The organism is Bacillus sp. T17B1, from assembly GCF_026796395.1.
In the GTDB taxonomy this organism is placed as follows: Bacteria; Bacillota; Bacilli; order Bacillales; family Bacillaceae; genus Bacillus; species Bacillus spizizenii_A.
This window is the reverse complement of sequence record NZ_JALAYA010000008.1, coordinates 159,269-182,852: the sequence shown is the minus strand read 5'-3', so window position 1 is coordinate 182,852 and position 23,584 is coordinate 159,269. Positions and strand designations below refer to the sequence as shown.

20 protein-coding genes are annotated in these 23,584 nt (G+C 41.4%); 16 read left to right on the top strand and 4 right to left on the bottom strand.

Annotated elements, in window-relative coordinates; translation table 11 throughout:
* The first annotated feature begins 17 nt into the window (after nucleotides 1-17).
* Nucleotides 18-1,601, top strand: coding sequence for a teichoic acids export ABC transporter ATP-binding subunit TagH (gene tagH, locus MOF34_RS05870; RefSeq protein WP_268399094.1), 1,584 nt, complete (start codon nucleotides 18-20; stop codon nucleotides 1,599-1,601).
* Nucleotides 1,602-1,639: 38 nt separating this feature from the next.
* Here the strand turns inward: tagH and galU are convergent, their stop codons facing one another.
* Nucleotides 1,640-2,518, bottom strand: coding sequence for a UTP--glucose-1-phosphate uridylyltransferase GalU (gene galU, locus MOF34_RS05865; protein WP_019715905.1), 879 nt, complete (start codon nucleotides 2,516-2,518; stop codon nucleotides 1,640-1,642).
* A gap of 245 nt (nucleotides 2,519-2,763) precedes the next feature.
* Between galU and wecB the strand changes: the two genes are divergently transcribed.
* Complete coding sequence (gene wecB / locus MOF34_RS05860) at nucleotides 2,764-3,906, top strand: non-hydrolyzing UDP-N-acetylglucosamine 2-epimerase (RefSeq protein ID WP_268399093.1); 1,143 nt, start codon at nucleotides 2,764-2,766, stop codon at nucleotides 3,904-3,906.
* 39 nt (nucleotides 3,907-3,945) lie between these two features.
* Here the strand turns inward: wecB and lytR are convergent, their stop codons facing one another.
* On the bottom strand, nucleotides 3,946-4,866 hold the full coding sequence (gene lytR, locus MOF34_RS05855; protein WP_268399090.1) for a transcription antiterminator LytR: 921 nt from the start codon (nucleotides 4,864-4,866) through the stop codon (nucleotides 3,946-3,948).
* A gap of 185 nt (nucleotides 4,867-5,051) precedes the next feature.
* Between lytR and MOF34_RS05850 the strand changes: the two genes are divergently transcribed.
* The 12 genes from MOF34_RS05850 (at nucleotide 5,052) to MOF34_RS05795 (ending at nucleotide 19,524) form a co-directional block, all read left to right on the top strand.
* On the top strand, nucleotides 5,052-5,360 hold the full coding sequence (locus tag MOF34_RS05850) for a membrane protein (RefSeq protein WP_019715902.1): 309 nt from the start codon (nucleotides 5,052-5,054) through the stop codon (nucleotides 5,358-5,360).
* A 22-nt stretch (nucleotides 5,361-5,382) separates the two neighbouring features.
* Nucleotides 5,383-7,500: a SpoIID/LytB domain-containing protein gene (locus tag MOF34_RS05845; RefSeq protein WP_019715901.1), complete on the top strand. Its 2,118-nt coding sequence runs from the start codon at nucleotides 5,383-5,385 to the stop codon at nucleotides 7,498-7,500.
* 41 nt (nucleotides 7,501-7,541) lie between these two features.
* Complete coding sequence (gene lytC / locus MOF34_RS05840) at nucleotides 7,542-9,032, top strand: N-acetylmuramoyl-L-alanine amidase LytC (RefSeq protein WP_019715900.1); 1,491 nt, start codon at nucleotides 7,542-7,544, stop codon at nucleotides 9,030-9,032.
* A 227-nt stretch (nucleotides 9,033-9,259) separates the two neighbouring features.
* Nucleotides 9,260-9,919 carry a sugar transferase gene (locus MOF34_RS05835; RefSeq protein ID WP_019715899.1) on the top strand — a complete coding sequence of 220 codons (660 nt, stop codon included), beginning with the start codon at nucleotides 9,260-9,262 and terminating at the stop codon, nucleotides 9,917-9,919.
* A 55-nt stretch (nucleotides 9,920-9,974) separates the two neighbouring features.
* Nucleotides 9,975-11,426 carry a teichuronic acid biosynthesis protein TuaB gene (gene tuaB, locus MOF34_RS05830; RefSeq protein ID WP_268399181.1) on the top strand — a complete coding sequence of 484 codons (1,452 nt, stop codon included), beginning with the start codon at nucleotides 9,975-9,977 and terminating at the stop codon, nucleotides 11,424-11,426.
* Complete coding sequence (gene tuaC, locus MOF34_RS05825; protein WP_268399085.1) at nucleotides 11,423-12,592, top strand: teichuronic acid biosynthesis protein TuaC; 1,170 nt, start codon at nucleotides 11,423-11,425, stop codon at nucleotides 12,590-12,592. Before tuaB ends, tuaC begins: the two co-directional genes overlap by 4 nt.
* A gap of 61 nt (nucleotides 12,593-12,653) precedes the next feature.
* Nucleotides 12,654-14,039: a UDP-glucose 6-dehydrogenase TuaD gene (gene tuaD, locus MOF34_RS05820; RefSeq protein ID WP_268399083.1), complete on the top strand. Its 1,386-nt coding sequence runs from the start codon at nucleotides 12,654-12,656 to the stop codon at nucleotides 14,037-14,039.
* A gap of 84 nt (nucleotides 14,040-14,123) precedes the next feature.
* Complete coding sequence (tuaE, locus tag MOF34_RS05815) at nucleotides 14,124-15,590, top strand: teichuronic acid biosynthesis protein TuaE (RefSeq protein WP_268399081.1); 1,467 nt, start codon at nucleotides 14,124-14,126, stop codon at nucleotides 15,588-15,590.
* Nucleotides 15,591-15,618: 28 nt separating this feature from the next.
* Nucleotides 15,619-16,299, top strand: coding sequence for a teichuronic acid biosynthesis protein TuaF (tuaF, locus tag MOF34_RS05810; protein ID WP_268399080.1), 681 nt, complete (start codon nucleotides 15,619-15,621; stop codon nucleotides 16,297-16,299).
* A gap of 23 nt (nucleotides 16,300-16,322) precedes the next feature.
* The gene (gene tuaG, locus MOF34_RS05805; protein WP_268399079.1) at nucleotides 16,323-17,081 is read left to right on the top strand and encodes a teichuronic acid biosynthesis protein TuaG; all 759 of its coding nucleotides are present in this window, start codon (nucleotides 16,323-16,325) and stop codon (nucleotides 17,079-17,081) included.
* A gap of 28 nt (nucleotides 17,082-17,109) precedes the next feature.
* Nucleotides 17,110-18,303: a teichuronic acid biosynthesis protein TuaH gene (tuaH, locus tag MOF34_RS05800; protein WP_268399179.1), complete on the top strand. Its 1,194-nt coding sequence runs from the start codon at nucleotides 17,110-17,112 to the stop codon at nucleotides 18,301-18,303.
* A gap of 144 nt (nucleotides 18,304-18,447) precedes the next feature.
* Complete coding sequence (locus tag MOF34_RS05795; RefSeq protein ID WP_019715891.1) at nucleotides 18,448-19,524, top strand: MraY family glycosyltransferase; 1,077 nt, start codon at nucleotides 18,448-18,450, stop codon at nucleotides 19,522-19,524.
* A 76-nt stretch (nucleotides 19,525-19,600) separates the two neighbouring features.
* On the opposite strand, the gene MOF34_RS05790 is transcribed toward MOF34_RS05795, so the two are convergent.
* Nucleotides 19,601-20,725, bottom strand: coding sequence for an LCP family protein (locus tag MOF34_RS05790; RefSeq protein ID WP_019715890.1), 1,125 nt, complete (start codon nucleotides 20,723-20,725; stop codon nucleotides 19,601-19,603).
* Nucleotides 20,725-21,378: a YigZ family protein gene (locus MOF34_RS05785; protein ID WP_268399077.1), complete on the bottom strand. Its 654-nt coding sequence runs from the start codon at nucleotides 21,376-21,378 to the stop codon at nucleotides 20,725-20,727. Before MOF34_RS05785 ends, MOF34_RS05790 begins: the two co-directional genes overlap by 1 nt.
* A 215-nt stretch (nucleotides 21,379-21,593) precedes the next feature.
* On the opposite strand from MOF34_RS05785, the gene degS reads away from it, so the two are divergent.
* Together degS and degU are read left to right on the top strand one after the other, a co-directional pair.
* On the top strand, nucleotides 21,594-22,751 hold the full coding sequence (gene degS / locus MOF34_RS05780) for a two-component sensor histidine kinase DegS (protein ID WP_019715888.1): 1,158 nt from the start codon (nucleotides 21,594-21,596) through the stop codon (nucleotides 22,749-22,751).
* A gap of 82 nt (nucleotides 22,752-22,833) precedes the next feature.
* A complete protein-coding gene (degU, locus tag MOF34_RS05775; RefSeq protein ID WP_003219701.1) occupies nucleotides 22,834-23,523 on the top strand; it encodes a two-component system response regulator DegU in 690 nt (229 codons plus the stop codon).
* Nucleotides 23,524-23,584 lie beyond the last annotated feature (61 nt).

The window sequence follows — 23,584 nt, the reverse complement described above, 5'->3', positions numbered from 1 at the left end:
CGTAAGGAGATTGTACGATGAAACTAAAAGTTTCGTTTCGAAATGTTTCAAAGCAGTATCATTTGTATAAAAAACAATCGGACAAGATTAAAGGATTGTTTTTTCCGGCTAAGGATAATGGTTTTTTTGCTGTGCGGAATGTCTCCTTTGACGTGTATGAGGGAGAGACAATCGGTTTTGTAGGAATAAACGGGTCAGGGAAATCGACCATGTCTAACCTGTTGGCTAAAATTATTCCGCCGACCAGCGGTGAAATTGAAATGAACGGCCAGCCGTCGCTGATTGCGATTGCTGCCGGTTTAAATAACCAATTGACGGGCCGGGACAATGTCCGGCTCAAGTGTTTAATGATGGGGCTAACCAATAAAGAAATTGATGATATGTACGACAGCATCGTGGAATTTGCCGAGATAGGCGATTTTATTAATCAGCCCGTTAAAAACTATTCCAGCGGTATGAAATCGCGTCTTGGTTTCGCGATTTCCGTGCATATTGACCCTGACATTTTAATTATTGACGAAGCGCTTTCTGTAGGGGATCAAACGTTTTATCAGAAGTGTGTAGACAGAATTAATGAGTTTAAAAAGCAAGGAAAAACCATTTTCTTTGTCAGTCACTCCATCGGCCAGATTGAAAAGATGTGTGACCGCGTCGCTTGGATGCACTATGGCGAGCTTCGCATGTTTGATGAAACAAAAACGGTTGTCAAAGAGTATAAAGCGTTTATTGACTGGTTTAATAAGCTGTCGAAAAAAGAAAAAGAAGCATATAAAAAAGAGCAAACGGAAGAGCGCAAGAAAGAAGATCCTGAAGCGTTTGCCCGTCTTCGAAAAAAGAAGAAAAAGCCGAAATCCCTGGCTAATGCTATGCAAATTGCTATTTTGTCTATTCTGACTGTCTTCATAGCGGGAACAATGTTTTTTAATGCCCCGCTTCGTACAATTGCTTCGTTTGGCGCGATCCCGCAAAATGAAGTGAAGAAGCATGATGGCGATGTAAAGGGCAAGGCAGAGAAACGCTTAACAGCAGTCAATAAGCAAGGGTTTATAGCAGATGAAAAAGCGGCTGTTTATAAGGACCAGGATTTGAAACAGAAGGCTGACGTTACACTGCCATTCGGTACCGAGGTGACAGTAGTTGCAAAGAGCAAACAAGCAGCGAAAATAAAGTTTGACGGGCACTCTTTTTACGTAAATCAGAGTTCTGTAGTAACAAACGTGAAACATGCTGAATTACGTTCTGCTGCCTTTACGCCTTATGTCCCGAAAAATGCAGCACATTCCTATGAATACTTTCTGAAATTACTGGGAGACAGCAGTAGCAGCATTCAATCGAAATTGAGTGGATATACTGAGGGAGATACAGCTGATGGCAGAAAGAAGCTGGATTTTGATAATGAAAAAATAAGCTTTGTGCTTGAGAATGATAAAGCATCACAGCTTATCTTTTACAACATTTCTTCAGTTACTCCTGAATCATTAGCATTAAGTAACAGTGATGTATTGTATGACAGCAGCAAGAATCGTTTTCTTGTGAATACTGATGATCAGGTTTTTGCAGTTGATAATGTAAGGCATACGCTGACCTTGATGTCGAAATAAGAAAAGGCTATTGGATGAATGTCCAATAGCCTTTTTGCTTATATTTCTTCTTTGTTTAGTAAACCTTCCATAAATGGAACGAGCTGATCGCGAAGCTCTTTATCCTGCATTGCAAACTCAAGAGTTGTTGTGATAAAGCCCAGCTTTTCACCAACATCATAACGCTTGCCTTCAAAGTCGTAAGCAAATACTCTTTGAATTTCATTTAGCTTTTGAATAGCATCTGTCAGTTGAATTTCTCCGCCGGCGCCAATCTGCTGCTCCTCTAAGTACATGAAAATCTCAGGAGTGAATACGTAACGGCCTAAGATGGCAAGGTTAGAAGGTGCAGTGCCTTTAGGCGGCTTCTCAACGAAGTTTTTCACCTGGTAACGGCGGCCATCACTAGTCAGCGGGTCGATTATGCCATAGCGGTGTGTTTCTTCGTCAGGCACTTGCTGAACACCGATAATAGAAGAAAGTGTTCTTTCATACTCATCCATTAATTGGCGTAATCCAGGTGTTTCTGCCTGAACAATATCGTCTCCAAGCAGGACCGCAAACGGCTCATCGCCAATAAAGTTCCGCGCACACCATACAGCGTGTCCGAGTCCCTTAGGCTCTTTTTGGCGGATATAGTGAATGTCAGCCAAGTTTGAAGATTTTTTCACTTTTTCAAGGAGTTCAGTCTTGCCTTTTTCTTCTAAGTTTCTTTCGAGCTCAGGAGAGTAATCAAAATGATCCTCAATCGCACGCTTGCTTTTTCCTGTTACGATAATAATATCCTCAATACCGGCTTCAACAGCTTCTTCAATTATGTATTGAATGGTTGGCTTATCAACGATAGGGAGCATTTCTTTCGGCATTGCTTTTGTAGCTGGAAGAAAACGTGTTCCTAAGCCTGCTGCTGGTATTATGGCTTTACGTACTTTTTTCATTAAAAGGCACCTTCCTTATGATCGAAAAAATTTATGGTTACACTATTCTCTATTTACCCTATTAATTATGATTTTACACATTTTTATGATATAGGATAAACCATTTTTAAACAAGGTTTATCCTTAATATAAAAAACATATATCATTTTATTTGAATCGAAAGCGAAATGATTTAAAATGGTCCATTTTCATGTAGAATAAGTAGTATGAATGTATTTACTATAGCAGAAAATCAGGTGACAAATATGAAAAAACTAAAAGTCATGACCGTCTTCGGAACCAGACCGGAAGCGATCAAGATGGCACCGCTTGTTCTTGAATTGAGAAAATATCCTGAAATAGATTCCTATGTTACGGTCACTGCTCAGCACAGACAAATGCTTGATCAGGTTTTAGATGCGTTTCACATCACGCCTGATTTCGATTTGAACATTATGAAGGAGCGGCAGACGCTGGCAGAGATTACGTCCAACGCACTTGTGAAATTGGATGAGCTGTTTAAAGATATGAAACCCGATATTGTGCTTGTCCATGGTGATACAACGACGACGTTTGCCGGAAGCCTAGCCGCCTTTTATCATCAAATTGCTGTCGGCCATGTAGAGGCCGGGCTTCGCACAGGCAATAAGTATTCCCCGTTTCCTGAAGAGCTCAATCGCCAGATGACAGGGGCAATAGCCGATTTGCATTTTGCACCGACAGGCCAGGCCAAAGACAATTTATTAAAAGAAAACAAAAAGGCCGACTCTATTTTTGTAACGGGCAATACAGCAATTGACGCACTTCGCACAACGGTTAGGGATGGTTACTCACATCCTGTTTTCGATCAGGTGGGCGAGGATAAAATGGTTCTGCTCACCGCGCATCGCCGGGAAAATTTGGGTAAGCCAATGGAAAACATGTTCAAGGCCATTCGCAGAATTGTTGAGGAGTTTAACGATGTACAGGTCGTTTACCCTGTGCACCTGAATCCTGTTGTCCGGGAAGCGGCTAAGAAGCATTTTGGCGATTCTGATAGAGTGCATTTGATTGAACCTTTAGAGGTAATTGATTTCCATAACTTTGCGGCAAAATCGCATTTTATATTAACAGATTCGGGCGGCGTACAGGAGGAAGCACCATCACTGGGAAAACCGGTGCTTGTGCTGCGCGATACAACGGAACGGCCTGAAGGAGTAGAAGCGGGAACGCTGAAACTTGCAGGGACGGATGAGGAAACCATTTATCAGCTGGCAAAACAGCTGTTAACTGATGATGATGAGTACAGGAAAATGTCCCAGGCTTCTAATCCGTATGGAGATGGAGAGGCTTCCCGACGGATTGTGGAAGAATTGCTGGTTCATTACGGATATCGGAAAGAACATCCGGACTCATTTACAGGCAAATAAAAAATAAGCTTTGCACATTGTGCAAAGCTTATTTTTGTTTTAATTTTCGAGGCTTTCCTTCAGCTCTTTTGTGATATCTGAAAGTGCGCTTTCATCAGCTTGGTAATAGTAAATTCCATTTATTTTCGTGCCAGTACCTTTCAATTCGTGCTGTTTAATATTATTACGCGCACCTTTGTAGTCAGACTGGATATCCCACATGTCATCAAAGGTCAAGTTCGTTTTCACATTATCTTCAACAACTTTAAACATATCTCCAAACTTCGTGATAGAAGAAATATTTGCGCCTTTATTAATGATTCCTTCAATCACTTGGCGCTGGCGGTCCTGGCGCCCGAAGTCGCCTCTTGGATCTTCTTTTCTCATACGTGTATAGGCGAGCGCCTCTTTCCCGTTCAGTGTGATTTCTCCTTTGCCGAACGAATAACCGTCATAGCTGAACGCGAATGTGCTGTTTACTGTGACGCCGCCAAGTGTATCAACAACGTCCCTAAAGCTTTCCATGTTTACTTTTACAAAATAATCAACCGGAACATCGAGGAAGTTCTCAACCGTGTCAACCGTCATCTGCGTACCGCCGAATGCGTATGAATGGTTGATTTTATCCATTGTGCCTTTTCCGATAATTTTTGTATATGTGTCACGCGGAATGCTGACCATTTCAGTTGTATTGGTTTTTGGGTTAACAGTCATATAAATGAGCGTGTCGGCACGGCCTTTATCGCCGTCGCGTTCATCCACACCCATGATTAGGACAGAAAACGGGTCTTTTTTATTGATATTGACCTCTGTATCCCTCTTTTTAGATTTATCAATACTCTCATGAATACTTGCTACAGTAGATGCTGCTTTATGCCATAAATAGTATGCATAGCCGCCTGTTCCAAGTACAAGGAGTCCAATTATCGTTAAAATCGTCAATAATAAGTTTTTTTTCTTTTTTCTGCGTTCACTTCTCATCCTTTGTACACCTCGTCTGTTAAATTATTTTCATTATGAGTTAAATTTCCATTAAATACAACACTATTTAATACAAGAATGAAATCCTAAAATAGTCGTTTTTTATAAAAAAAAGTTTCACTGTTTCTTAATTTTTCTTTAAAATATAAAATAGATTGTCGATAAAACATAATGAGGTGAAAAAAATGAAAAAATTGATTGCTTTAACGTTATTTATATTGCTCCTTTCGGGTTGCGGGGCTAATAGTCAAAAGAGTCAAGGTGAAGATGCATTGACAGACAGTAACATTGAAACAAAAGAAGGTATTTATGTAGGTTTAGCAGATACTCACACAATAGAAGTAACTGTAGATAATGAGGCGGTTAGTCTTGATATCACAGAAGAATCGACAAGTGATCTTGATAATTTTAACAATGGAGATAAAGTCACGATTACATATGAAAAAAATGATGAGGGTCAGCTTCTTTTAAAAGATATTGCACGTGCCAACTAAGATATAGGAGGAACCAGAAATTTTGAAATCTTGCAAACGATTGATAATGTGTTCGCTTGCTGCAATCTTATTATTGATTCCATCAGTTACTTTTGCAGCAGACTCAAACATCTCAGTTAAATTGTCAAATTATATTGGAAATAAATCGAGCATCAGTCTATCGCCAACAGGATTTTACAAAGTAACTGGAGATAATGTTGCTGTTACGAATCGCTTTGCAGGCGCTTCACGATATGAAACTGCAACTCTTGCATCCAGCAGTCAGTGGAAAAATCCTAATACAGTTATATTGGTGAATCGAGATATATTTATTGATGCATTGCCTGTTATTCCATTGGCAAAAAAACTGGACGCTCCAGTTTTATTTACTCAGCCTGACACGTTAACAAAAACTACTGAAAGACAAATTGCTAAGTTTAACCCTGACAATATTTTAATCATTGGGGGAGCGCGAAGCATTTCAAAAGATGTAGAAAGCAAGCTGAAATCTTATGGCGCTGTGAAAAGAATAAGCGGAAAAAATAGATATGTATTATCAGAAAATATTGCAAAACAAATGGGCAGTTATGATAAAGCGATTGTTGTAACCGGAAGGGTATTTCAAGACGCTTTAGCCATTGCTCCGTATGCAGCAGCTCACGGATACCCTATTTTACTTACAGAGAAAGATAAGCTTCCGGATTATGATTTGCCAAAACAAGTAATCATTATAGGCAGTTCATTTAGTGTCAGTGATAGTGTAGAAGATCAAATTAAAAAAACTTCAACTGTGCAGAGGATACCTGGATCAACCAGATATGAACTCACAGCAAATATAATTAAGCAACTAAAGTTGAAGGCTGATAAAGTCGTAATGACGAACGGAACAAAATATGCAGACGTATTGGTAGGAGCTTCGCTTGCTTCGAAGAAGAACAGCCAAATTTTATTTATTAAACAAGATAGTGTTCCGACGGCGGCTAAAAGTATAACGAAGGATAAAGCCACATATGCATACGACTTTATCGGAAGCACCAGTTCTATTTCTGCTGAAGTCGAGAATTCACTTGCCGATGAATTTTATTTAGCTGGTGGAAGCACCTATAATCTAAACATCAGCGGCGGGAAATTAAGTCTTGAAAATATCAAAACTTATGGAAACTCTCTACGAATTAAACCGGAAAACTATTCTACTTCTAATAGGATTAGTCTTAATGGAAAGCAGTATCTTGGAACGGTTAATTTCTCTATTGAATCTACTAAATATATCCGACCGGTAAATGAAAATATTCCATTTGAGGATTACCTAAAAGGGGTTATTCCAAATGAAATGCCTGCAAGCTGGTCACTTGAAGCTCTTAAAGCACAGACTGTCGCTGCAAGAACCTACTCTATAACAAAAACAGGAAGTACTGTACCTGATACGACAGCATTTCAAGTTTATGGAGGATATAGCTGGAATTCAAATACCAATAAAGCGGTTGAACAAACAAAGGGAAAAGTTCTGAAATATAACGGGTCTCTTATAACTGCTGCTTATTCATCCAGTAATGGCGGTTATACAGAAGCAAGTAACGAAGTATGGTCATCCAGTGTACCTTACTTAATTGCAAAAAAAGATACAAAGGATCCTCAGATGGACTGGACCCTTACTTTATCAAAAAAACAGCTAGATACGAATTCGCTGGACCTAACAAAGCCGTCTTCTTGGTGGTCTTCAGCAACTGAAACTGATTCTTCAAAACTTGCTGGAATTAAAAAGTGGATCTTGAAAAATAAAGAAACAGGTGCTGACTCTGTCAAAATTGCTAGTATAGAGGATTTGAGCTTTAGTGGAACGACACAGGGGCAACGTGCAAAAACAGCATCGATGAAAGTAAAATATTTTGTTAAAAGCAGTACCGGCTCCTATGACATGAGCAAAATTACAACTATTAGTGTGCCAACAACTGAGTTACGAACAATGATAGGGGCGACTGTATTTAAAAGTACTTATGTGACTGTTAAAAAAGATACATCAAAGTACACAATCAGCGGTAAAGGATACGGTCATGGAATCGGAATGAGTCAATATGGAGCAAAAGCAAGAGCAGAAGCTGGAGATTCATATAGTTCAATTTTAAAATTTTACTATCCTGGTACAACTCTTACAAATTATTGATTATTTTAGGGTATTAAAGGCCGATTTAAGGGGGAAATCAATTGCGTTCTTATATAAAAGTCCTAACAATGTGTTTTCTGGGACTCATTCTTTTTGTACCAACAGCTTTGGCCGATAACTCGGTGAAAAGAGTCGGGGGCAGCAATAGATATGGCACTGCTGTACAAATATCAAAGCAAATGTATACAACAGCAAGTACAGCTGTAATTGTCGGTGGAAGTTCTTATGCAGATGCGATTTCAGCAGCGCCTCTTGCTTATCAGAAGAATGCACCATTGCTTTACACAAATACTGATAAACTTTCGTATGAAACCAAAACAAGATTGCAAGAGATGCAGACTAAAAATGTAATTATTGTAGGCGGAACACCTGCTGTTTCTGCAAACACTGCTAATCAGATTAAAAGCTTAGGGATAAGTATTAAACGAATTGCAGGAAGCAACCGCTATGATACGGCTGCACGGGTGGCAAAAGCGATGAATGCGACTTCAAAAGCTGTTATTTTAAATGGTTTTTTATATGCAGACGCTCCGGCAGTTATCCCTTATGCAGCGAAAAACGGATATCCAATTCTTTTTACAAATAAAACATCTATAAATAGTGCGACAACTTCGGTGATAAAAGAAAAAGGGATTACAAGTACAATTGTTGCAGGAGGTACTGGAAGTATCAGCAGTACGGTATATAATAAACTGCCTTCTCCTACAAGGATTAGCGGCTCAAACAGATATGAGCTTGCTGCAAACATTGTACAAAAACTTAATTTATCTACAAGTATGGTATATGTAAGCAATGGATTCAGTTATCCAGACTCCATTGCAGGAGCTACTTTAGCAGCTAAGAAGAATCAATCTCTTATCCTGACAAATGGTGAAAATTTATCTACAGGAGCCCGTAAAATCATCGGCAGTAAGAACATGTCCAACTTTACAATAATCGGAAACACCCCTGCTGTAAGCACAAAAGTAGCTAATCAGCTAAAGAATCCTGTTGTAGGTGAAACAATTTTTATTGATCCGGGCCACGGTGATCAAGATTCAGGAGCTATCGGGAATGGACTCCTTGAAAAAGAGGTTAACCTTGATATAGCGAAAAGAGTCAATACAAAGCTAAATGCTTCAGGGGCTCTTCCAGTAATGTCGAGATCTAATGATACTTTTTATTCTTTACAGGAGAGAGTAAGTAAAGCTGCTTCTGCACAAGCAGATTTATTTATCAGTATACATGCAAATGCTAATGACAGCTCATCGCCAAATGGAAGTGAGACGTACTACGATTCAACATATCAAGCAGCGAATAGCAAGAGACTGGCTGAACAAATTCAACCAAAGTTAGCTGCTAATCTTGGAACGAGAGACCGGGGAGTAAAAACAGCTGGTTTCTACGTTATTAAATATTCTAAAATGCCAAGTGTATTAGTTGAGACTGCTTTTATCACAAATGCATCGGATGCAAGTAAATTGAAACAAGCAGTTTATAAAGATAAAGCTGCCCAAGCAATTCATGATGGCACAGTATCTTACTACAGATAATCGCAAGAGACAAATCTAACCACAGATTTGTCTCTTTTTTATGTGAAATGATTAAAACGAGTAGTACTTGTATATATAATAAGTAAAAGAGTATTAACAATACTTATCAGAAAAAACACGTAATTCACACTTCTTAACATACCATTTACATCCAATTAACATTCGTCTGCTAAACTGACTGGCATAGGTCATCATAACATCCCAAACAAATCGTGAGGTGTGTGTCAGTGAGTGCAGAGAAAAGCATGAATGTGGGTCGTGAATTCTCAGTTCAGCAAATACATTCTTTTACATTATCTGAAAAGACGACTCGTTATTTGGCAGTAAAACGCGTAATGGATATTTGGTTTGCGCTCATTGGATTGGCGATTGCGCTGCCAATGATTGCGGTATTTTCAATATTGATTTGTTTGGAGACGCCGGGGCCTGCCATATATACGCAGGAACGCGTAGGGAAAGGCGGGAAACCATTTAAGCTTTATAAGCTTCGTTCCATGAAAATAGATGCCGAGAAGTCTGGGGCTGTTTGGGCGCAGAAGCAAGATCCGCGGGTGACAAGGATCGGAGCTTTTATCAGAAGAACGAGAATTGATGAGCTTCCTCAGCTATTTAATGTGCTGAAAGGCGATATGAGTATGATTGGCCCTCGTCCGGAACGTCCTGTGTTTACGGAAAAATTCCAGAATGAGATTCCAGGCTTTACACAGCGTCTGGCAGTTAAACCGGGATTAAGCGGCTGGGCTCAGGTGAACGGCGGTTACGATATGACGCCGAAGGAAAAGCTGATATTTGATTTATATTACATTCGCAATCTAACTTTCACTTTGGAATTAAAAATTATGTTAAAAACTTGTAAAGTAGTCTGGACAGGTGATGGTGCAAGATAAAATAGATTGCCTGCATACACCATCAATCTGAGCTTAAAAAGAAGTAGGGAATATGATGCCAAGTATTACGAAACAAATCTTGAGCGGCGCAAAGTGGACAAGTATTTCAACCATGTGTATTACAATCATACAAATCGTTCAGTTTGCCCTGCTAGGAAATATGATGACCTTAACGGAATTTGGACTCGTCGGCATGATCACAACGGTTACAGTTTTTGCCCAGATTGTGCTTGATATGGGTTTTGGCGCAGCATTAATCCAGAGGGATGATACGACGGAGCGCCAGCTGTCAACATTGTATTGGCTTAATATTATAACCGGCGTGTTGCTGTTTGTTCTTTTATATGTGAGCAGTCCCGTCATTGCGGGATTTTATCAAAGGGAAGAGCTGGTGTTTCTGATTCGGATTTTAGCGATTATGTTTTTGATCGCGCCAATCGGACAGCAGTATCAGTATATGCTGCAAAAGCAGCTGCATTTTAATACGTTAAGCAAAATTGAGATTTTTTCCAATGTATTGTCATTCGGATATTTAGCTGTAGCGGTTTTTATGATGGATGCGATTTTGGCGTACGTCATTTCTCAAGTGCTGCTGCAGTCCAGTAAAGGGATTTTATATTGGGCCGTATACCGGAAAAAATGGCACCCGGCTTTTGTTTTTGATTTGAGGGGAATGAAGGAGTTCTTTTCCTTCGGAGCCTTTCAGCTTTCATCCCGCCTTGTGAACAGGCTGGGAGCGAATATTGATATGATCTTGATTGGCCGTTTCATTGGAGCTGAAGCATTGGGGATTTATAACCTTGCTTACCAGATTGTCACCATTCCGGTTTTGAAGATCAATCCGATTGTGACACGCGTGGCATTCCCTGTATTCGCAAAAAACAAATATGAAAACAGTGTGATCAGAGAAGGCTTTCTGAATATGACAAAAATGCTGGCGCTTGTCTCGTTTCCGCTGTTAATCGGGCTCGTGTCTGTGTCAGACGCCTTTGTTGCAGCGGTTTTCGGAGAAAAATGGCTTGCTGCTGTTCCGGTCCTGAATGTTCTGGCCATTGTCGGGATACTAAGAGTGCTCATGAATCCAAATGGATCTGTGCTGCTTGCTAAAGGAAGAGCAGACCTAGCATTTTATTGGGACTCCGGTGTACTGCTGCTGTACGGATTGTCATTGTTTGCAGCCGTTCAAACGGGAAGTCTGCTGACAGTCGCATGGGTATACGCCATCATTAGTGTTTTCAATTTCCTGATTGGGCGCTGGCTTCTGGCATATGTTATCAAGCTTAACCTTTCGGCTTATTTTCAGTCGATTATCAAGCCGTTTCTGCTCACAGCCGTGATGGCCATTATCGCGTTTGGTGTGAGCCTAAGTACGGAACACTTCAGTCTGCAGGCAGAAATACGGCTGGCCATTTCAGTGGCGGCCGGGGCGCTGTGCTATCTCTTTCTTTTAGTAAAAGCGTACCCTCAAACGAAAAGCAAACTACTAAGAAAAGGACGTTTGTCATGAAGATTTTGTGGATCACAAGCGTATATCCGAGCAGCCTGAAACCTGGTGAGGGTGTGTTTCATGAGACACAGGTGCAAGAGCTGCAAAAGCTCGGGCTTGATATCACCGTCATATGCCCAAGGCCTTTTCACTCTGCGCCTGTCCGCATGCTGAAAAAAGCATATCGAAAAAAGGATGCCAGACCGGAGTATGAGATTAGGAAGGGGGTACCGGTTTACCGGCCTTTCTATCGAGCAGTTCCCGGCCAGCTGAAGTGGGCGCAGCCTCACCGGAGAATTGCATCATCTGTTTTAAAAACGATGAAACAGCATGACTTACATCCGGATCTGATCCATGCGCATTTTGCCATGCCATCGGGCGGGGCTGCGGCAGTCGTGTCGGATTCAGAGCGAATTCCTTATGTCCTGACCTTGCACGGCAGTGATGTTAATGTCTATCCGCATTACAGCAAAGGGGCGTTTAAAGCCTTCAATCGTGCGGTAGGTTCCGCGTCATCTGTTTTAGCAGTTAGTCACAAGCTCCAGGAAGAAACCAAAAGGCTATCTGGCTTTGACAGCTTGGTTTTGCCGATTGGCATACAGCTTAGCCGCTTTCAGGAGAATGAGCAGACAAAAGAAGAAATCAGAAAAAAACTCGGGCTCCCGCTTGGTCAGCGTCTGGCCGTCTATGTGGGCCGGCTCGTCAGGGAAAAAGGCATTTTTGAACTGTCTGAAGCCATCGAATCGTTGAAGGAACCTCCTAAGGCAGTCTTTGTCGGGGATGGACCTGCAAAATCAATGCTGACCCAGAAAGGACATATCGTCACTGGCCAAGTACCGAATCATAAGGTAAGAGACTATTTGCTTGCGGCAGACATGTTCGTGCTTCCTTCCTACAGTGAGGGGATGCCGACTGTCGTGATTGAGGCGTTAGCGCTAAAGGTTCCTGTCATCTGTACGGATGTTGGCGGTGTGGCATCGTTATTCGGAAAGCATCGGCATCTGCTGATTAAACCGAAATCTGCTCAAGACTTGGCGGAGGCAATCACTTTGTACGAACATGAGCAAATTTGGAAACCGGAAGTGGCAGATGATTTGTATGAAATCGTGCAGGCTCAATTTGACGCCGGAAAAAATGCCAAGGCCTTGCATCAACAGTATCAGACGGTCATGAAAACGTCCGTTTAATCGGAAGGAACTGCGACCAATATAAATAGGAAGGTCATTTTACAGGAGAGGGATGAGCACTGTGAAAAAAATAGCTGTCATTGGAACAGGTTATGTAGGACTCGTGTCAGGCACTTGCTTTGCGGAGATCGGCAATAAAGTGGTTTGCTGTGATATCGATGAATCAAAAATCAGAAGTCTAAAAAATGGGGTAATCCCGATCTATGAGCCAGGGCTTGCTGACTTAGTTGAAAAAAATGTGCTGGATCAGCGTCTGTCCTTTACTGATGATATCCCGACCGCCATTCGGGCGTCAGACATTATTTATATTGCAGTCGGTACGCCGATGTCCAAAACAGGTGAAGCTGATTTAACGTACGTAAAAGCGGCAGCGAAAACAATTGGTGAGCACCTCAACGGCTATAAAGTGATCGTAAATAAAAGCACCGTTCCAGTCGGAACAGGAAAACTGGTTCTATCTATCGTTCAAAAAGCTTCAAAAGGAAGATACTCATTCGATGTTGTATCTAATCCTGAATTCCTTCGGGAGGGCTCAGCGATTCATGACACGATGAATATGGAGCGCGCCGTGATTGGCTCAACCAGTCATAAAGCCGCTGCCATCATTGAGGATCTGCACCAGCCTTTCCATGCCCCTGTCATCAAAACAAACTTAGAAAGTGCAGAAATGATTAAATACGCCGCGAATGCATTTCTGGCGACAAAGATTTCCTTTATCAACGATATCGCAAACATTTGTGAGCGAGTCGGTGCAGATGTTTCAAAAGTTGCTGATGGCGTGGGGCTTGACAGCCGTATTGGCAGAAAATTTCTAAAAGCGGGTATTGGGTTTGGCGGTTCCTGTTTTCCTAAAGATACAACCGCACTGCTTCAAATCGCAAAATCGGCCGGCTATCCATTTAAGCTCATCGAAGCTGTCATTGAAACGAACGAAAAACAGCGCGTTCATATTGTAGATAAACTCTTAACTGTAATGGGAAGTATCAAAGGAAGAACCATTTCTGTACTCGGATTGGCCTTCAAGCCGAATACAAACGATGTGAGATCCGCTCCCGCTCTAGATATTATCCCAATGCTGCAACAGCTGGGCGCACATGTAAAAGCATACGATCCGATCGCTATTCCTGAAGCTTCAGCGATCCTTGGCGAACAGGTAGAGTATTACACAGATATGTATGATGCGATTGAGGACACGGATGCATGCCTGATCTTAACGGATTGGCCGGAAGTCAAAGAGATGGAGCTTGTAAAGGTGAAAACCCTCTTAAGACAGCCAATCATTATCGACGGCAGAAACTTATTTTCACTTGAAGAGATGCAGGCAGCCGGATACATTTACCACTCTATCGGCCGTCCTGCTGTTCGGGGAACGGAACCTACTGACAAGTATATTCCGGGCTTGCCGCTCGAGGAATTGGCTAAAGACTTGGGGAGCGTCAATTTATAAAAAGAAAAAGTGTTACTTGGTTGAAGCTGCTGGCTGCTAGGCTCGGCCGCCGGCTCCTGAAACATCAGGAAAGGGGTTAAACATGTGAGTATCAAACGTTCAGCGGTCCATACGCTTGCGTTACTGGCCGCTGTCATATTTGGAGTCGTCCTATTGCTGGGAGCCATCCATAAAGATATAGGCTTCATACAGATGGCTGCCCTACTTGCGGTGTTGGCGATCGGTTTGTTTGCGCTGACGCTTGCAACCGCATTTACAACAAAAGAACGGCTCTTTATGGCTGTAATCTATATTTTGATCGCCTGCACTTTTTTAAATAATGCATTTTTCGCGATACATCTTGGGTTTTTCAGTTTGTTCCTTTACAGGCTTCTGCTCATTGCAGCGGGGTGCCTCCATGTGATCGGGATAATTCGGAATCGATCACATATTGAAAGATGGAACGGACTGCAAGTGAAAGGGATATTGCTCTTTTTCGCCTTATGGTTTATATACGGCCTTGTTTCTCTGCTATGGGCTAAGTCGGTGACATACGGCATCAAGTATTTGGCCTTATTGGCAATGGGAATTTTCTTCATTTACCTCATTGTCATGTATGTTCAAAAAATGGAGCGGCTGATGATTGTTTATACCATTTGGCTGGTGATGACATTATTCCTGATGATCATTGGTTTTTACAATCATATCACCCATCATCATCTCCCGAGTTCCACGCTGTACAGCGGACCGGAATATAAGCAGCATTATCCGACATCGGTATTTTTTAATCAAAATGACTTTGCGACCTTTTTATCAATCAGCTTCTTTTTTTACATCGCTTTGATGAAAAACATAAAGAATGGATACATCAAGGCGATTGGCCTTGTGCTTTCGCTCTGTGCGTTGTATTTAATTTTTGCTACCGGTTCAAGAGCCAGCCTTCTGGGGATTTTTGCAGGCGTTGCTGTTTATATCTTCATTGTATTGCCGCCTGTTCTAAAAAAAATGGCCATATGGCTGTCAGCGGCGGGAATTGCCATTTTTGCAGTTCTTTTCGCCAGCAAAATTTATTCGAAGTTTTGGGAGTTGTTTCTGGCACCCCAGACGCTGCATTCATTCCATGACAGGCTTCCATCAAATGTGGGCCGGGCCAATCTGCTGAAAAACGCATGGCATTTTTTCCTTGATTCGTACGGATTCGGAGTCGGAGCAGGGAATGTATCCTATTATCTTGAGCATAATGCTTTATATGATACTGACAATGTGGCAGAGGTGCACAACTGGCTCGTTGAAATCCTTACTAACTTTGGCTTGTTCATCATGTTGGGATATCTGGCCGTTTACGCCTACCTCATATGGGTGCTTTACAAATTTTATGAAAGAAAATTAGAAAATCAGTCAAAACTGATCACAGAAGGACTTATTACTGCTCTGGTCAGTTTCCTGGTATCTAGTATCAGCCCAAGCTCTGTTTCAAATTTATTTTTTCATTGGGTGTTTCTGGCACTCGTCATCGCCGCCGTCAATGTGTTAAGGCGATCCAGACAGATGCCTGAACCGATGTACAGATAAACAGACTACAAAAAGCAGGGAGACTTATATGAACGATATATTGATAAGAATAGCCCGTCGCATTAAAAAAAATATCATTTGGATAATAGCAGTGCCCATTATATTAGGGGCGGTGGGGTATATCCTGCCGTCACAGATTGCTGACCAAAATAGTTTTGTAGCTGAGGACACTTTGGCTGTGGGGAGCTATGGTCATCCGGTTTATAACAGTACAGAGGAAATTCCGCTTCTGCTAAATAGCGACTCTTTTTTGAAGGAGGCACTTCCTGACGAAAAAGATGAAGATTTGGCAGAAATCAAAGAGAAGCTTACCATCAAAACGGAATCCAAATCTTTGCTGACATTGAGCTATAGCGACAAGGATAAGGATAAAACGGAATCCGTCTTAAACGCCATTTCCTCTACTTTTCTCAAAAACGATCAAAAACTGTATGCAGAAAGAGAAGCTGTCATCCGCCGCAGCATAGACGCGCTCGAAGGTGAGTCGGTGAGCGAGGATTCCAAAGTGGATAAAGAGAGATTTTTGTATGAGCTGAAAAACACGCAGCTTAATTTGAAAGCGGCCAGTGTCACTGATTCTGTAACCGTAAGTGAGACAGCAGGCGATGGAATGTCTCCGAAAAAGAAAGCGGTTCTCGGAGTTATGATCGGCCTCACGATTGCCTTTATGTTCGTTGTCATTCCTGAATTTTTTAGGGAATCCCTTTAAAATCATACGATGGAGATGTGATCATGACCAATTGGAAACCTCTCGTATCTGTCATTACGCCTTCGTTTAATGCGCGTGACTATATTGAAGACACAATTCATTCAGTGTTAGATCAGAGCCACTCTCAATGGGAAATGATTATCGTGGATGATTGCTCAACGGATGGCACACGTGACATTTTACAGCAGTATGAAAAGATAGATGAAAGAATTCATGTGGTGTATCTGGAGGAGAACAGCGGAGCTGCGGTTGCTCGGAATAAAGCATTGGAGCGTGCTCAAGGACGTTACGTAGCATTTCTGGATAGTGATGACAAATGGAAAAAAGACAAATTGGAAAAGCAGCTTGAGTTTATGATGGAACGTTCCTGTGCGTTTTCTTTCACAGGCTACAGCTTAATGGCGCAGGACGGAACCCCGCTCGATAAATTTATTCATACCCCGGAAAGCCTGACGTACGATGACGCTCTTAAAAATACGATTATCGGCTGCTTGACGGTGATGATTGACAGGGAGCAAACGGGACAGATCCAAATGCCAAATATCAGAACGAGACAGGACTTGGCCACATGGCTGTCTCTTTTGAAAAAGGGATTTAACGCATATGGTTTGAATGAATGTCTCGCTGAATATAGGCTTGTCAACAACTCGATATCCAGCAACAAATGGAAGGCTGCTAAAAAAACGTGGTTTGTCTACAGGGAGATCGAACGGTTACATTTAATGAAAGCAACATGGTGCTTTGTTCAATATGCAAAAAACGCGGTGAAAAAAAGATTATAACCGCAAACAGAGAGAAAAGGTGATGAAGGTGGAAACAAAAGAAGCAATCATTCATGTCATCGTTGCCACTGCTGAATGGGGGAAAGACCAATTGAGATACAGAAGGCACCGGCTGGCGGAATTTTTAGCTGCTCAGGAGGAAACGAAGGAGGTCATTTGGGTGTGTCCGGCTCCGCGCACCCAAGGGAATGAATTTCAGCAAGTTCATTCAGGCATCAGGCAATTCGCTATCAAAGACTTGCTGCAGAAAAAAATGTTTCGTTTCGGACGATATACAGATGTCTTTTACAGACATAAGCTAGCACCATTACTTGATGAACTGGCATCTGCTTCTGCAAACGGTGAACGCTGCTGTTTATGGTATACGTTCCCCGGATTCCCGCTGCTGTCATCGCTGTATCACTGGGATCAGGTCATTTATGATTGCAGTGATTTATGGGCGGCGCCGATCAGCGGCCGTTCAAATCTGCTGTCTGAATTCCGGAGAAAAGTTATTAAATCGGCAGAGCTGAGAATTATACACCGTGCAGATTCCATTACCTGTTCTTCGGATTATCTTCACAAAGAAGTAGACAAAAAACTAACTGCAGGACGAGAAAAGGTGCATACTGTCGAAAACGGTGTTGAATATGAGCTGTTTTCTGCAAATAAAGCGGCTCCCGATCGCAGCATATTGCAGGGGAGAGAAGGAACAGTATTAGGCTTTATCGGCGGGATTAAACCGAAGCTCGATTTTAAAATGATTGAAGAGGCTGCGCTGCAAAAGCCTGATTGGACATTTTTATGGGTCGGTCCGGATGCTACCAATGGTGATGTTTCGTTTCAAGAGCTTCTGAGGCTTCCCAATGTCATATGGTCCGGTCCGGCTGATCCGAAAGAAGTTCCTCATTACATGGAGCTTATCGATATCGGCATCATGCCATATAAAAAATCATCGTATAATCAAGCCGTGTTTCCGCTGAAGCTTTTTGAATTTTTAGCGGCTGGAAAGCCTGTCGTCGGCTCTAATCTTCCGTCTACCTCAAAAATAAAAAAGCCGTATGTATACGAATATGTAGAAGGTGATCATCCGCTTGATTTTATAGCTGCGTGCGAAAAAGTAATCGGTCAAAACGGGGATGAAACGTATAAAGAAATGCGCCAAAACATCGCCCGCGCACAGGATTGGAACTGCTTATTTAAACAAATTATGAAATATACAGGGATTCAAAAACATGCGTAGTCCTATAATTTGGGATGCGCATTTTTTGATTATACGTGTTTCTTTTTGATGAAGCTTGTTATAATAACTAAGGAGAAGGTATAATGGAAGGAACGGTTCTCTATATAAATAAAGACTTCATTTAATTCCAAAGGAGACTTCTTTATGCTTGACGAACGCATGATTCGCATTGTTGTTGCGTTTATTGTCTCGCTGCTGACAGTTTTAATCATAACCCCAATCGTAAAAAGGATTGCGATTAAAATAGGCGCAGTTGACCAGCCCAGCAATCGAAAAGTACATGATAAAGTTATGCCCCGGATGGGCGGGCTGGCCATATTTATCGGGGTGGTTGCAGGCGTGCTTGCATCCGGTATTTACACAGAAACAAGAATGACGGCTATTACAGTCGGAGCGTTCATCATTATTGTGTTAGGTATTCTTGACGATAAATATCAATTAAGTGCAAAAGTTAAGTTTTTGATTCAATTAGGTGTTGCCATTATGATTGTAAGCACCGGTTTAAAAATGGACTTTTTCTCAGTGCCTTTTTTAGAGGAGCGGTTTGAGCTAGGATGGCTGGCTTATCCGCTGACAGTTTTATGGATTGTCGGCATCACAAATGCGATCAACCTGATTGACGGTCTGGATGGCCTTGCTGCCGGTCTTTCTGTTATCGGCCTGTCAACGATCGCCGTTATGGCTCTATCCGGCGGAAAAGTACTTATTCTGTCACTCTCATTGGTGGTTATCGCCAGTACGCTTGGATTTTTGTTCCACAACTTTCATCCGGCAAAAATCTTTATGGGTGATACAGGATCACTTTTTCTAGGGTATTGTATTTCGATTCTTTCATTATTAGGCCTGTACAAAAGTGTAACATTGTTCAGTATCGTTATCCCGATTATTATATTAGGCGTGCCGATTTTTGACACAACATTTGCTATCATCAGAAGAATTTTAAACAAACAGCCGATTTCGGCACCCGACAAGTCGCATATCCACCATAGACTGATGGCCTTTGGCCTTTCACATCGGATGTCAGTTCTTGTCATTTATTTGATTGGATTTATTTTCAGCATAAGTGCAATTGTACTAAAAAGTGCCACAATTTGGCTCTCTTTGTTTATTATCTTCATTTTAATTATTTTTATGCAGATCATAGCTGAAGTGACAGGACTCGTGAATGAAAAATTTAAGCCGTTTACGAAATTTTATAAACGGCTGGTGAAAAGAAATTAAATAAAATACTCCGGCTTTTGTGCCGGAGTTTCTTCTGTGAAAAAATGCCCGATCCTCTAAGGACCGGGCATTTTTTTTAATAAGATGAATTAGTTGTTGAATTCGTTGTACTGTTTGTGTTTGTGCTGCTGTCATTCGAATAGCTGCTTCCGCTTGTCGTACCGTCAGTTGTTGTACTTTCATCTGTGCCAGTGCTGCTTGTATCTGGAGTGTAATCTAAATGCTCTTGGAGCGTTTTTCTGACTTTCTCCAGATTTGTGGCATCAGGTTCAAAGTAATATGTGTTGTTAGGCCCTAAATACAAATCAGAACCTGTGATGCTCAACGTGTCGATTTTCTTGCTGGTAAAGCCGCTGTAAATCTGCTGCAGTGCTAAACCTTCCGTAATGCGAATATTGGTTTCAACGTTTTCACTGGCTTTTTCTGCGATTTTATCGATCTTTGCAATGTTGCTTACACTTGACATTCGGTCAATTATTGCATTTAAAATTTGTTTCTGCCTGTCATTACGGCCAAAGTCTCCACGTTTATCCTGTTTTCTCATACGGGCATATGCCAAGGCTTCTTCGCCGTTTAAGTGCATCTCGCCTTTTTTGAAGTAGATCCGTTTGCTTTCGTCTACATCACTTTTTTCATCGAAATCGAAAGGCACATCTACATCAATGCCGCCAACTTCATTAATCACATCTTTAAATCCGTCAAAATCAACTGTGACATATTTATCGATCGGAATTTGCAAGAAGTTTTCAACAGTTTCAACTGTCTCATCTTTTCCGCCTTTGCTGTAAGCGGCATTAATCTTTGTTTTGCTTCCGGTTGTGTCACTGGCCAATTGCACACGTGTATCACGCGGAATGCTCAACATTTTCATGGTTTTATTTTTTGGATCAAGGGTAACCACTATAAGAGAGTCTGATCTCCCTTTTTGTCCATTAGTTGCGTAATCCTCTATTCCCATAAATAAAATAGAAAATGGTTTTTTCTTCATGTCTACGACTTCACTGCGAAGATTTGACTTATTTCCGCGGGAAAGGGCATCGTATGAATCATCCGCAGCGTTAATGGTTTTATAAAGCTTATATCCACCTAGCCCTACGACTACCAATAATGCAAGGGCAAACAATAACATAAATCGTTTTAAAATTTTCCTGCGCTTGCTCTTTTTCTTTTTTCGCACACGCACTCTAACGCGTTCAGCCATTATTCAGTCTCCTTTATGTGATTGACGGCTTTTTCAAGATACGTCAACTCTCCCTCTTTAATATCACTCTTTCCATTTGTCAGTTCTGTCATCCACTCAGAAAATGTGTTTGTTTCTTTTTCTTCCACGTATGTTTCGAATTCTACATTTTCGGCATAATGGATTTCCTTTAACAGAAATTGTGATTCCCTTAATTCATTTTCAATCTTGCCAAGCCAAGTGTAATCTGCGGAAGTATGCATGACCCGCATAAGCTTCCGTTCTACAATCCCTATATGATTTAATCCTTCAGACACTGACTTCCCATAAGCGCGAATTAATCCGCCGGCTCCAAGTTTAATGCCTCCGAAGTATCGTGTAACAACGGCGCAAGTATCCTTAAGTCCGCGTTTTTTTAATACTTCAAGCATCGGCACTCCCGCTGTTCCGCTTGGTTCTCCGTCATCATTGGCTTTTTGGATATGATCGTTCTCGCCAATTACGTAAGCCGAGCAATTATGAGTCGCATTCCAGTGCTGTTTCTTTATTTTTTGTATAAATTCCTGTGCTTCTTGTTCGGTAGAAACACGGCTTAAATGACAGATAAAACGCGATTTTTCTATAACAATCTCGTGTTCTCCTGCTTCTTTCACAGTAAAATAGCTGTGCAGCATGCTTGCTGACCCCCTGCTAAGCATAAAAGACTGCCTATACAAATTCGTACAGTCTTTAGAATTTTTGTGCGTATTTTGGTATCATAAAGAATGGAAGGTATATAAAATTGTTTTTTTCTAGAATATACGCATTCTTTCATTATAATTCGACATAATTTGCATATCAATTACATTTATAATAAAAATATATGACAACGCCGTGACGGAGGGAAATTATGAATAAAACAAAGATGGATTCCAAAGTTCTGGATTCTATTTTGATGAAGATGCTGAAAACCGTTGACGGGAGCAAGGACGAGGTTTTTCAAATCGGGGAGCAGTCACGCCAGCAGTATGAACAGCTGGTTGAAGAACTGAAACAAATTAAACAGCAGGTATATGAAGTGATTGAGCTTGGTGATAAACTTGAAGTGCAAACCCGCCATGCGAGAAACCGGTTATCCGAGGTCAGCCGCAATTTTCATAGGTTTAGTGAAGAAGAAATTCGCAATGCTTACGAAAAAGCCCATAAGCTGCAGGTAGAGTTGACGATGATTCAGCAGCGTGAGAAGCAACTGCGGGAGCGCCGGGATGATTTAGAGCGAAGATTGTTAGGGCTTCAAGAGATCATTGAGCGGTCTGAATCATTAGTAAGCCAAATAACAGTTGTGCTCAACTACTTGAATCAGGATTTGCGCGAGGTCGGACTGCTTCTTGCTGATGCCCAGGCAAAACAGGATTTCGGCTTAAGAATTATTGAGGCACAGGAAGAAGAGCGAAAAAGAGTCTCTAGAGAAATTCATGATGGACCTGCTCAAATGCTGGCAAATGTGATGATGAGATCGGAATTAATCGAGCGAATTTTCCGTGACCGGGGCGCTGAGGACGGATTCCAAGAAATTAAAAATCTCCGTCAAAATGTGCGGAATGCCCTTTACGAAGTGAGAAGGATTATATATGATTTAAGACCGATGGCCCTTGATGACCTAGGCCTAATTCCAACTTTAAGAAAATATCTATATACAACCGAAGAATATAACGGGAAGGTCAAAATACATTTTCAGTGCATTGGTGAAACAGAGGATAAGCGGCTTGCGCCTCAGTTTGAAGTTGCGCTCTTCAGGCTCGCACAGGAAGCTGTGTCTAATGCGCTAAAGCATTCTGAATCTGAAGAAATTACAGTCAAAGTTGAAATTACAAAGGATTTTGTGATTTTAATGATAAAAGATAACGGAAAAGGGTTCGATCTGAAGGAAGCGAAAGAGAAGAAAAACAAATCATTCGGCTTGCTGGGCATGAAAGAAAGAGTAGATTTATTGGAAGGAACCATAACAATAGATTCAAAAATAGGTCTTGGGACATTTATTATGATTAAGGTTCCGTTATCTCTTTGACTATGATTTGTAAAATAGAGCCAAAAGGCATATTGACCGAATACTAGAGTATATAGAACAATAATACAAGGAGGCGTGGCTTGTGACTAAAGTAAACATTGTTATTATCGACGACCATCAGTTATTTCGTGAAGGTGTTAAACGGATATTGGATTTTGAACCTACCTTTGAAGTGGTAGCCGAAGGTGACGACGGAGACGAAGCGGCTCGTATTGTTGAGCACTATCATCCTGATGTTGTGATCATGGATATCAATATGCCAAACGTAAATGGTGTGGAAGCTACAAAACAGCTTGTAGAGCTGTATCCTGAATCTAAAGTAATTATTCTATCAATTCATGATGACGAAAATTATGTAACACATGCCCTGAAAACAGGCGCAAGAGGTTATCTGCTGAAAGAGATGGATGCTGATACATTAATCGAAGCGGTTAAAGTAGTTGCCGAGGGCGGTTCTTACCTTCATCCGAAGGTTACTCACAATCTCGTTAACGAATTCCGCCGCCTTGCTACAAGCGGAGTTTCTGCACACCCTCAGCATGAGGTCTATCCTGAAATCCGCAGACCATTACATATTTTAACTCGGCGGGAATGTGAAGTGCTGCAGATGCTTGCAGACGGAAAAAGCAACCGCGGTATTGGTGAATCATTGTTTATCAGTGAGAAAACCGTGAAAAACCATGTGAGCAATATTTTGCAAAAAATGAATGTAAACGACCGGACGCAAGCCGTTGTGGTCGCCATTAAAAATGGCTGGGTAGAAATGAGATAGTATAATACGAGACTTGCCTTTTACTGGGCAGGTCTTTTTTTAGGCTGCCCTTTCCCTTACA